Origin of the sequence: Microbacterium sp. NPDC012755 (assembly GCF_042901325.1) — a bacterium.
Classification (GTDB): domain Bacteria; phylum Actinomycetota; class Actinomycetes; order Actinomycetales; family Microbacteriaceae; genus Microbacterium; species Microbacterium natoriense.
Genome location: NZ_JBIBCT010000001.1, coordinates 2867782 through 2879236, shown reverse-complemented (window position 1 = coordinate 2879236; position 11455 = coordinate 2867782). Strand labels below are relative to the sequence as shown.

The window sequence follows — 11455 nt, the reverse complement described above, 5'->3', positions numbered from 1 at the left end:
CTTACTTGCCGAACTGCTGCTGAGCGGAGTCGAGGACGTTCGCCATCGTCTCCTGCCCGTTGTACACGCTGACCAGCTGCGGCTGGACGTACGTGCCGACCTTCGCCCAGTTGTCGCTGACGTACTGGCCCTGGACGTTCTCGAAGGCGGCCGTGAAGACCTCCTTCACCTGTTCGCGGTACTTCTCGTCGATCGACTCGAAGTAGAGCGGCTGGCTCTCGGCGCGCGCCGGGTAGCTGCGACCGGACGACGCGATGTAGTCCTGGGAGTCCTTGCTCAGCAGCGAGCCGAGCACCTTGATCGCGGCGTCCTTGTTGTCGCAGGTCTTCGAGATGCCGTAGCCCGAGCCGAGGATCAGGCTCAGCGGGGTCCCGTCCTCGGACGGCAGCGGCGCCATGCCCGCCGTGAAACCGGACTCGTTGTTGAGGTAGCTGACCGCGTTCCAGGTGCCGTCGACGGCCATCGCCGCGTTGCCGCTGGAGTACTGGTTCTCACCCCAGCCCCCGTCGGACGCCGAGGCGACCGGGAGGGCGACCTTCTGGTCGGTGACGAGACCGGCGTACCAGGTCGACGCCTCGACGAACTTCTCGTCGGTGAGCTGCAGGGTGCCGTCCTCCGTCACCGGCTGCACGCCGGCCTTGGCGATCGGCAGGGCCTGCCACTGGAAGTCGCCCATCCCCACCGCGAACCCGGACTTGCCTCCGGTGGTCGCCGTCTTGGCGGTCTTCTCGAAGTCCTCGAAGGTCCAGCCGGTGGCGGGGGTCTGTGCGCCGGCAGCGGTCAGCTGATCGGCGTTGTAATAGACGAGCATCGTGGAGACGTCGTACGGCAGGCCGTAGAGCTCGCCCTTGTTCTTCAGGATCTCGGTCGCTCCGGGCGCGAAGTCGCTCTCGGCGAGGCCGGCCGCCTTGAGGTCCGCGTCGGTGAGGGTGGCGAACCCGTCGGTGTAGCTGGAGAGCATCCCGCTGTTCATGCCGGTGATGCACGCCATGTTTCCGGAGGCCATGTTGGTGGTGAGCTTCGTGAAGAAGTCACCCCACGGCGCCGTGCGCAGCTCGATCTTGAGGTCGGGGTTCTGCTCCTGGGCGACCTTGATCTGCGCTTCGAGCGCCTTGGTGTCGTCGGCGGAACCTGCCCACATGTCGACGACGATCGTGTCGTCCGAGCCGGAGCCGGTCGAGCCGGCGCAGCCCGTCATGGCGACGGCGACGCCGGCGATGGCGACGACGGCTCCCATACGCATCTTCTTCATTGAATGACTCCTAGCGGATCGGGAAGGTTGCTTCGCGGGTCGAAGCAACCTAGTAGGATTTCGTATGAAGTTACCGTGTCATACTTCACGGGCCGCCGCAAGCGGAACATCCGATGTTTATAGATCCTTGACCTTCCGCGTCATGACCGACATCACGACCCGACACCGATAGCCTGACGAGATTCGCCGACGAAGGAACGACATGCCCCGTACCGCCGATCGCTCTGCCGAGGATCTCCACTCACGACGCATTCTCGACCTCGTCGCCCGCGGCGAGGCCCGCTCCCGGAGCGAGCTCGCCGCTCGGCTCGGCATCGCCGCCTCCACCATCGGCCTCCGCGTCCAGGCGCTGTTGGATGCCGGGATGCTCGAGGAGGCGGGAGACGGCGTCTCCCGCGGCGGCCGGCGGCCACGTGTGCTCCGCGTGGCCGAAGAGGGCGGGATCGTGCTGTCCGCCGACCTCGGCGGCGGGCACGCGCGCATCGGGCGCCACGGTCTCGACGGCCACCTGCAGGAGGTGCGGACGACACGCATCGACCTGACGGACGGACCGCAGGCGACGCTCGCGACGGTGGCCGCGGTCTTCCGGCAGCTTGCGGACGGCTCGACCCTCCGGGCGATCGGGGTAAGCCTCCCCGGTCCGGTCGACATCGAGTCCGGATCCGTCGAACAGCCGTCCCGGATGCCGGGATGGCCGGGGTTCCGGGTCGGCGAGCATCTGCGGGAAGCCTTCGGCGTGCCGATCGCCGTCGACAACGACGCCAATCTGGCGGCGCTCGGCGAGCATCGCCTGCAGCTCGGCTACACGCAGCACAGCATCACCGTGAAGGCGGGCACCGCGATCGGCAGCGGCGTGATCGTGGAGGGCCACGTGCACCGCGGCGCCACCGGCGCGGCCGGAGACATCACCCACACGCGCATCGACGGGAGCGGGGACATCCCCTGCTCGTGCGGGAACACGGGGTGCCTCGAGACGGTGGCGAGCGGTGCCAGCCTCGTCAGGCAGATGCGAGAGCGCGGACGCACCGAGGTGGCCACGACGGCCGATGTGCTCGCGCTGGCGCGCGACTCCGACCCTGAGGCGACCATGCTGGTGCGGACGGCGGGCACGCACCTCGGGCAGGCTCTGTCCGGCGTCGTCAACTTCTTCAACCCGAACGCGGTGTTCCTCACCGGGAGCATGAGCGCATCGGAGCCGTTCATCGCCGCCGTACGCAGCCGCGTCTACGAGGCCTGCCACCCGCTCGCGACGCAGCGCCTGCGCATCGAGGCAGCCGCGACCGGCGCCGACGCGATCCTGCACGGAGCGGCCAGGCTCGCCCTCGACGATCTCGAGCTGCCGGTCACCTGAGCGGAGCTATTCCCCCGTCAGAACCAACTCGATCACGGGGAGTACCACGTCCGGCCTGCGGACCGGGAGGTGCACGGTGAGCGTTCCCTCCGCCTCCCCCGCCGGAGTCAAGTGCGAGGCGCGCTGGTCGGGATCCGAGACGGACGTGCGCAGCCAGGATCCGTCGCTCAGCAGGCGCGCGTAGGAGACCTTTCCCGCGAGCCCGGGGAGATGCACGAATCCGAGCGGCCACGCGAGCAGATGCAGATACAGGCGGTCCCCTCGCTGCGTGTACACGCCCTCACGGGGCGGGGCGAACGGGGCGTGTCCGGCGCCGACCACGGAGCCGCGGTGCAGGCGCATCCACTCCCCGATCTCCGACAGGGTCGCCGCATCCCGCGGCACGACGGCGCCGCGGCCGTCAGGACCGATGTTGAGGAGCATGTTTCCGTCCATGGACACCGAGTCGACGAGCATCTGCACGAGCAGCTGCGCGGACTTCTGATCGGTGTTGTCGCGGTCATAGCCCCATGAGCCGTTCAGGGTCTGACACGCCTCCCACACCACGGGCCGACCGTCCCTCATGAGGGGCGAGGTGGGCTGGTACTGCTCGGGCGTGACGAAGTCCGCCGGGATGCCGAGCCGGTCGTTCACCAGCATCCCCGGCTGGAGCTCGCGGCACATCGCGAGCAGCGCCTCGGCGTCCCAGTCCTGAGGGCCCTTGCCCAGCCACCCCTGCTTCTCCTCCGGATACGTGAAGTCGAAGAACAGGTAGTCGATGTCGCCGTAGCCGGTGAGCAGCTCGCGGATCTGTCCGTGCAGATGGTCGCGGTACCGCGACATGTCGCGGCCCGCGTTGAGGGCCGCTGCATCGGGGTCATCCCGACGGGGATGGTTCCAGTCGATCGTGAAGTCGGGGTGATGCCAGTCGATCAGCGAGTGGTAGAGCCCGACCTTGAGCCCCTCGCCCCGCACGGCGTCGACGAACTCTCGCACGAGATCGCGCGAGACGGCGGTGGCCGAGGTGAAGTCGGTCAGTGCCGAGTCCCACAGGCAGAATCCGTCGTGGTGCTTGGTGGTCAGAACGACGTACCCCATCCCCGTCTCCTTCGCCCGCCGGGCGATCGCGCGCGCGTCGAAGAGATCGGGGTCGAAGTGGTCGAAGTAGGGCCGGTACTCGGCATCCGTCAGCCGCTCGCGATTCTGCACCCATTCGTGTCGCGCGGCGGCGCTGTAGAGGCCGAAATGCACGAACATCCCGAAGCGGGCGTGGTCGAACCAGTCCTGTCGCATACCCTCATCTTAGCGTCAGACATCGGATGTCTAAGGCTCGGAGCGCGAAAAAGGGCGCCCCCGAAGGGGCGCCCTCTCACGGTGCTCGTCGTCAGCGCGCAGCGCTGCCGTCGACGTAGTCTTCGTCCTGCTGCTTCCAGGCGAAGAGAGCGCGAAGCTCCTTGCCAGTCGCCTCGATGGGGTGCGTCTCCTCCTTGGCGCGAAGCGCCAGGAACTCCTGACCGCCGTTGTCCTGGTCGTCGATGAAGCGCTTCGCGAAGGCACCCGACTGGATGTCCGCGAGCACGGCCTTCATCGACTCCTTGACCTCGGGGGTCACGATGCGCGGGCCGGAGACGTAGTCGCCGTACTCCGCCGTGTCGGACACCGACCAGCGCTGCTTGGCGATGCCGCCCTCCCACATGAGGTCGACGATCAGCTTCAGCTCGTGGAGCACCTCGAAGTAGGCGATCTGCGGCTGGTAGCCCGCCTCGGTGAGGGTCTCGAAGCCGGCCTGCACGAGGTGGCTGACGCCACCGCAAAGCACGGCCTGCTCGCCGAACAGGTCGGTCTCGGTCTCCTCGGTGAAGGTCGTCTTGATGACACCGGCACGGGTGCCTCCAATCGCCTTCGCGTACGAGAGAGCCGTCGCCCACGCCGTTCCGGACGCGTCGCGCTCGACGGCGATGATGTCCGGGATGCCGCGGCCGGCGACGAACTCGCGACGGACCGTGTGACCGGGCGCCTTCGGGGCGACCAGGATCACATCGACGCCCTCGGGCGCCTCGATGTAGCCGAAGCGGATGTTGAAGCCGTGCGCGAAGGCGAGGGTCTTGCCCGCGGCGAGGTTCGGCGCGATCGACTCGCTGTAGATGCCGCGCTGGTGCTGGTCGGGAGCGAGGATCATGATCAGGTCGGCCCACTGGGTCGCCTCAGCAACGGACTTGACCGCGAAGCCGGCCTCCTCAGCCTTGGGCGCGGACTTCGAGCCCTCCTTGAGGGCGATCGCGACCTCGACACCCGAGTCGCGCAGGTTCTGCGCGTGGGCGTGACCCTGCGAGCCGTAGCCGACGATCGCGACCTTCTTGCCCTGGATGATGGACAGGTCGGCGTCTGCGTCGTAGAAGATCTCGGTGCTCACTTGTTTTTTTCTCCTTGATAGTTGCGTTTCGTCTCGCTTCGCTCGCTCAACGAACGGCGAAGGTCTTGTAGGTGCTCAGCCGCGCAGGACGCGCTCGGTGATGCTCTTGCCGCCCCGGCCGATGGCGAGGAGACCGGACTGCGCGATCTCCTTGATGCCGAAGGGCTCGAGCGCCCGCAGCATCGCATCGACCTTGCCCTTGTCGCCCGTGACCTCGATCACCAGCGCATCGGCGGCGTAGTCGACGACCGAGGCGCGGAAGAGGTTCACGACCTCGATCACGTTCGATCGGGTGGTGTTGTCCGTGCGCACCTTCACGAGCATGTGCTCGCGCTGCACGGAGGTGGCGAAATCGAGCTCGACGATCTTGATCACGTTGATCAGCTTGTTGAGCTGCTTGGTGACCTGCTCGAGCGGGAGCTCGTCCACATCGACGACGACCGTGATGCGGGAGATCCCCGGCACCTCGGTCACCCCCACCGCGAGCGAGTCGATGTTGAAGCCGCGTCGGGCGAAGAGCCCCGCGACACGGGTCAGCAGGCCGGGGGTGTTCTCCACCAGCAGGCTCAGCACGTGAGTCGACATGGTCAGATCTCCTCGTCGAAGGAAGGCGCGTGTTCGCGGGCGTACTGGACGTAGCTGTTGCTCACGCCCTGCGGAACCATCGGCCACACCATCGCGTCAGCCGACACCACGAAGTCGATCACCACGGGGCGGTCGTTCGTGTCGAGGGCGAGCTGGATGGCGGCATCCACGTCCTCCTCCTTCTCCACTCGGATGCCGAGGCAGCCGTACGCCTCGGCGAGCTTGACGAAGTCGGGGATGCGGACGGTGCCGTGGCCCGTGTTCAGGTCGGTGTTGGAGTGGCGTCCGTCGTAGAACAGCGTCTGCCACTGACGCACCATGCCGAGCGAGGAGTTGTTGATGATCGCGACCTTGATCGGGATGTTGTTGATCGCGCAGGTGGCGAGCTCCTGGTTCGTCATCTGGAAGCATCCGTCGCCGTCGATCGACCACACCACCCGGTGCGGCTCGGCGACCTTCGCGCCCATCGCGGCGGGCACCGAGTAGCCCATGGTGCCTGCGCCTCCCGAGTTCAGCCAGGAGTTCGGACGCTCGTACTTGATGAACTGCGCCGCCCACATCTGGTGCTGGCCGACGCCGGCCGCGTACACGGCCTCGGGGCCGGTCAGCTCGCCGATCCGCTGGATCACATGCTGCGGCGAGAGGTGTCCGTCGGTCGTCGGCTGGAACCCGAGCGGGAACTCCTTACGGAGGCCGTCGAGGTAGGACCACCACTCCTCGATGTCGGGCGTGGTCTGCGCCGTCGCGCCGCGGAAGGCGGTCTCGAGGTCGACGAGCACGTCGCGCACATCGCCGACGATCGGCACGTCGGCCGTGCGGATCTTCGAGATCTCGGCGGGGTCGATGTCGACGTGCACGACCTTCGCGTTCGGAGCGAAGAGCGCGGCCTTGCCGGTCACGCGGTCGTCGAAGCGTGCGCCGAGCGCGACGATGAGGTCGGACTCCTGCAGCGCGAGCACGGCCGGCACGGTGCCGTGCATGCCGGGCATCCCGAGGTGCTGCGGGTGCGAGTCGGGGAACGCCCCGCGTGCCATCAGCGTGGTCACGACGGGGGCGCCCGTGAGCTCGGCGAGACTCTTCAGCTCCGCCGAGGCGCGGCCGCGGATCACGCCGCCGCCCACGTACAGCACGGGCTTCTTGGACTCGGCCAGCATCGCGGCCGCGGCCTGGATCTGCTTGCCGTGGGCCTTCGTCACCGGACGGTATCCGGGCAGGTCGATCTTCGGCGGCCAGATGAACGGCGCCTTGGCCTGCTGAGCGTCCTTGGTGATGTCGACCAGCACGGGACCGGGGCGACCGGTCGAGGCGATCTCGAACGCGGCGGCGACCGCGCCGGGGATCTCGGCGACGTCCTTCACGAGGATCGAGTGCTTGGTCACCGGCATCGTGATGCCGACGATGTCGGCCTCCTGGAAGGCGTCGGTGCCCATGAGAGTGGAGAACACCTGTCCCGTGATCGCGACGATCGGGATCGAGTCCATGTAGGCGTCGGCGATCGCGGTGACGAGGTTCGTCGCTCCGGGGCCGGAGGTGGCAATCGTGACGCCGACGCGCCCCGACGCAGTCGCGTAGCCCTCGGCGGCGTGCCCGCCACCCTGCTCGTGACGCACGAGGATGTGGCGCAGCTCGGTGGAGTCGAGCAGGGGGTCGTAGACCTCCATGATCGCCCCGCCGGGGATGCCGAACACATCGGTCACGCCGATGAGCTCGAGCGAGCGGACGAGCGCCTGCGCTCCGGTGAGCACGGGCGCCGCGGAGTTCTGGGCCGGAGGCCTCGGCACGGCCGAGACGGAGTCAGTGGTCATGGGACTTCCTTCTGGTGGTCTGTGGGCGACGTCGGATGCCTGGGGCTGCCGACGCGATTCAGCCGGTCGTCGCGCCCTCGGCGGCGGACCGCACGAGACGCGAATACTTGGCAAGTACGCCACGGGTATAGCGCGGGGGAAGCGGCTCCCAGCCAGAGCGGCGGGAGGCGAGCTCCGCCTCGTCGACGAGTAGGTCGAGAGAGCGAGCTGCGATATCGACCCGTATCAGATCACCATCGCGCACGAAGGCGATGGGACCTGCGTCCACCGCTTCGGGTGCTATGTGGCCGATGCACAGGCCGGTTGTGCCGCCTGAGAATCGTCCGTCCGTCAAGAGTAGTACATCTTTTCCGAGCCCCGCGCCCTTGATGGCCGCGGTGATCGCGAGCATCTCGCGCATCCCGGGTCCGCCTTTGGGGCCTTCGTAGCGGATCACGATGACGGTGTTCTTCTCGATCTCGCCGTTCGCCACGGCATCCATCGCCGCCCGCTCGCGTTCGAAGACGCGCGCGGTGCCCTCGAAGACGGCGGCGTCGAAGCCCGCCGTCTTCACGACGGCGCCCTCGGGTGCGAGCGATCCGTGCAGGATCGTCAGGCCGCCGGTCGCGTGGATCGGGTTGTCGAAGGTGTGGATGACCTCGCCGTCGATCGGCATGGGGTCGAGCTCTGCGAGGTTCTCGGCCAGAGTCTTGCCGGTCACGGTGAGCGCGTCGCCGTGCAGCAGCCCCTCGTCGAGCATCGCCTTCATGATCACGGGGATGCCGCCGTGCCGGTCGACGTCGTTCATGACGTACTTGCCGAAGGGCTTCATGTCGGCCACGTGCGGGACGCGGTCGCCGATGCGGTTGAAGTCGTGCAGGCTCAGCTCGACCTCCGCCTCGCGCGCGATGGCGAGCAGGTGCAGCACCACGTTGGTCGAGCCGCCGAGGGCCATCGCCAGCGCGATCGCGTTCTCGAACGCCTCCTTGGTGAGGATGTCGCGGGTCGTGATGCCCTGACGGAGCAGGTTCACGACGGCCTCCCCCGAGCGGTGGGCGAAGTAGTCGCGGCGGCGGTCAGCCGCGGGCGGAGCGGCCGAACCGGGAAGGCTGAGACCGAGGGCCTCGGCGACCGACGCCATCGTGTTCGCGGTGTACATGCCGCCGCACGCGCCCTCACCGGGGGCGATCGCGCACTCGATGCGCTTGAGGTCCTCTTCGCTCATGAGCCCCGCACGGCACGCGCCGACGGCCTCGAACGAGTCGATGATCGTGACGTCCTTCTCGGTGCCGTCCGACAGCTTCACCCAGCCCGGCGCGATGGAGCCGGCGTAGAGGAAGACGCTGGAGAGGTCGAGTCGGGCGCTGGCCATCAGCATGCCGGGGATCGACTTGTCGCAGCCCGCGAGCAGCACGGAGCCGTCGAGGCGCTCCGCCATCATGACGGTCTCGACCGAATCGGCGATGACCTCACGCGACACGAGCGAGAAGTGCATGCCCTCGTGCCCCATCGAGATGCCGTCGGACACCGAGATCGTGCCGAACTGGAGCGGGTAGCCGCCCCCGGAGTGCACGCCCTCCTTGGCGCCCTGCGCCAGGCGGTCGAGGCTCAGGTTGCAGGGGGTGATCTCGTTCCAGCTGGACGCGATGCCGATCTGCGGCTTGTCCCAGTCGGCGTCGCCCATGCCGACGGCACGGAGCATGCCTCGGGAGGTCGTGGCCTCGATGCCGTCGGTGACGACACGGCTGCGGGGTTTGATGTCGATGGGCGCGGGAGACTCGGGATCAAGCGAGGTCATGACGGAAGTCTATTCCCGTCGCGCCGCGCGTTCGTCCGCCAGTGCCTCCAGAAGCTGGGCGATCTCTTGTGGGTTGCGCACACGGAGCCCGGCTGCTGTCTCACCCTCGCCCACTCGCACGCCCAGATCGCCGTCGACGAGCACACGCATGGCGTCCTCGTCGGTGACGTCATCGCCGGCGAAGAGGATGCCGGTGGCGTCGTAGCGCTCGCGCAGAGCCGTCATCGCGGCGTCCTTGCCCTCGAGGCGCGACGAGAACTCGAGCACGTGGTGGCCCTTGCGGCGCCTCCAGTGCGGGAACCGCTCCGCGACGAGCGCGTCGATCTCGGCGAACAGCTCGCGCTCCACCTCGGGCGTCGCGGCCCTGGTGTGCACGCCCATCCCGAAGGTCTTGGGCTCGAGCTCGGCGCCGTCGAACCGGTCGATGATCGGACGCGCGGCCTCCCACAGCTCCTCTTTCGTGCCGTCCTCCTCCGCGGCCGCGGACTCGACACCGGACTCGCCCGAGCCGGGGTACCAGTACTGGGCGCCGTGCGACCCGGCGAGGGCGACCGGGGACTCGTCGGTGTGCTCCGTGATCTCGCGGAGATCGTGCATGCTGCGCCCGGAGACGTACGCCACCACCGTGTCGGGCATCGCGCTCAGACGCTCCATCTGCGCGGCGACCTCCGGAATCGCGCGCGCGGCCATCGGGTCGAGCACGAACGGCGACGCCGTGCCGTCGAAGTCGAGGGCGACCACGAGTCGAGGGGTGGCTGCGATGGCGCTGAGCGCGGCATCCGTCGTTCCTGGCGTCCAGCTGCGGGTCACGAGATCTCCGATCGAGGGGAAGGGTGCCCTTCCAGTATGGCCGCCGGTCTCAGCGCCCATGCACCTCGGCGAGGGCTCGGAGGAAGGACGACGACCACGCGTTCACGTCGTTCTCCAGAACACGGCGACGCAGCGCCCGCATCCGTCTCCCCTGCTCGCGCGGCGTCATCTCCACCGCCTGCATGATCGCGTCCTTCAGCCCCTCGATGTCGTGGGGGTTCACCCGCACCGCCTGGCGAAGCTCGTCGGCAGCGCCGGTGAATTCGCTCAGCACGAGCACGCCCCGGTTGTCGGCCCTCGTCGCGATGTACTCCTTCGCCACGAGGTTCATCCCGTCTCGCAGCGCGGTGACCAGCATGACGTCGGCGGCGAGGTACAGCGCGACCATCTCCTCCCTGGGGTAGCCCTGGTGGAGGTAGCGGATCGCCGTGTGGCCCATCGTGTCGGTGTCGCCGTTGATGCGGCTCACCGCGAGCTCGATCTCATCCCTGAGGTGGACGTAGGCGTCCACGCGCTCGCGGCTGGGGCTCGCGACCTGGACCAGCGTCACGTCCTCGACGTGCAGCCGACCCTCGGCGAGGAGCTCGCCGTACGCCTTGATCCGGTGTCGGATGCCCTTGGTGTAGTCGAGGCGGTCGACCCCGAGGAAGATGCGCGCCGGATTGCCGAGGCTCTCCCTGATCTCGGCGGCCCGCGCCTGCACGTCAGGACGCGCGGCGAGCTCGAGGTAGGGCGTCGTGTCGATCGAGATGGGGAACGCCTTCGCGACCGCTGTGCGCGTCTCCCCCGGCGCACTGGGCACGGCCACGGCGGAGCCCTTGACCTCGTACCGCAGGCGGCGCCGCACGGCGGTGAGGAAGTACGTCGCGTCCTGCGCGCGCTGGAACCCGATCACATCGGCGCCCAGCAGCCCGCGGAGCACCTGGTCCCGCCAGGGCAGCTGCGCGTACAGCCCGTGAGCCGGGAACGGGATGTGATGGAAGTAGCCGATGGTCACATCGGGGCGCAGCTCACGCACGAACTGCGGGACGAGCTGCAGCTGGTAGTCGTGCACCCAGACCGTCCCGTTCTCCGACACGGCGGATGCCGCGGCCTCGGCGAAACGGCGATTCACCGTGACGTAGGCGTCCCACCACTCGCGGTGGTACTGGGGCGGGGCGATCACGTCGTGGTACAGCGGCCAGATCGTGTCGTTCGAGAACCCCTCGTAGTACTCGGCGACCTCTTGGGCGCTGAGCGTGACGGGGATCAGGTCGATGCCGCCGATCTCGAAGGGTGCGAGCTCGAGGTCGGCCTGTCCCGGCCACCCCACCCACGCTCCGTGGGCGCTGCGCATCATCGGCTCCAGAGCGGCGACGAGGCCGCCGGGCGAGGTCCGCCATTCCTCCTCGCCGTCGGGTCCCTCGATCCGGTCGACCGGAAGGCGGTTGGCGACGACGACGAAATCTGCGACGGCCATGATGGGTCTCCTCACACGAGCGGT

The 11455-nt window shown here is 68.3% G+C and carries 9 protein-coding genes; 1 reads left to right on the top strand and 8 read right to left on the bottom strand.

Annotated features, from left to right (window positions below; translation table 11 throughout):
* Window position 1: 1 nt before the first annotated feature.
* Window positions 2-1252 (bottom strand): ABC transporter substrate-binding protein, encoded by a 1251-nt coding sequence (locus ACFY5A_RS13375; RefSeq protein WP_387234703.1) that lies wholly within the window; start codon window positions 1250-1252, stop codon window positions 2-4.
* 202 nt (window positions 1253-1454) lie between these two features.
* On the opposite strand from ACFY5A_RS13375, the gene ACFY5A_RS13370 reads away from it, so the two are divergent.
* Window positions 1455-2603: an ROK family transcriptional regulator gene (locus ACFY5A_RS13370; RefSeq protein ID WP_387234700.1), complete on the top strand. Its 1149-nt coding sequence runs from the start codon at window positions 1455-1457 to the stop codon at window positions 2601-2603.
* 6 nt (window positions 2604-2609) lie between these two features.
* On the opposite strand, the gene ACFY5A_RS13365 is transcribed toward ACFY5A_RS13370, so the two are convergent.
* The 7 genes from ACFY5A_RS13365 to ACFY5A_RS13335 all read right to left on the bottom strand — a co-directional run bounded on the left by ACFY5A_RS13365 (window position 2610) and on the right by ACFY5A_RS13335 (window position 11431).
* Window positions 2610-3875, bottom strand: a complete 1266-nt coding sequence (locus tag ACFY5A_RS13365; RefSeq protein ID WP_387234698.1) for an alpha-L-fucosidase — start codon at window positions 3873-3875, stop codon at window positions 2610-2612.
* 91 nt (window positions 3876-3966) lie between these two features.
* Window positions 3967-4995, bottom strand: a complete 1029-nt coding sequence (gene ilvC / locus ACFY5A_RS13360; protein ID WP_105673277.1) for a ketol-acid reductoisomerase — start codon at window positions 4993-4995, stop codon at window positions 3967-3969.
* A gap of 75 nt (window positions 4996-5070) precedes the next feature.
* Complete coding sequence (gene ilvN, locus ACFY5A_RS13355; protein ID WP_105673276.1) at window positions 5071-5580, bottom strand: acetolactate synthase small subunit; 510 nt, start codon at window positions 5578-5580, stop codon at window positions 5071-5073.
* 2 nt (window positions 5581-5582) lie between these two features.
* A complete protein-coding gene (locus ACFY5A_RS13350) occupies window positions 5583-7385 on the bottom strand; it encodes an acetolactate synthase large subunit (RefSeq protein WP_341942314.1) in 1803 nt (600 codons plus the stop codon).
* Window positions 7386-7443: 58 nt separating this feature from the next.
* Window positions 7444-9162 carry a dihydroxy-acid dehydratase gene (gene ilvD, locus ACFY5A_RS13345; protein WP_105673274.1) on the bottom strand — a complete coding sequence of 573 codons (1719 nt, stop codon included), beginning with the start codon at window positions 9160-9162 and terminating at the stop codon, window positions 7444-7446.
* Between the two features lie 9 nt (window positions 9163-9171).
* Window positions 9172-9972, bottom strand: coding sequence for a trehalose-phosphatase (gene otsB / locus ACFY5A_RS13340; RefSeq protein WP_341942315.1), 801 nt, complete (start codon window positions 9970-9972; stop codon window positions 9172-9174).
* Between the two features lie 49 nt (window positions 9973-10021).
* Window positions 10022-11431, bottom strand: a complete 1410-nt coding sequence (locus ACFY5A_RS13335) for a trehalose-6-phosphate synthase (protein ID WP_105673272.1) — start codon at window positions 11429-11431, stop codon at window positions 10022-10024.
* Window positions 11432-11455: the final 24 nt, after the last annotated feature.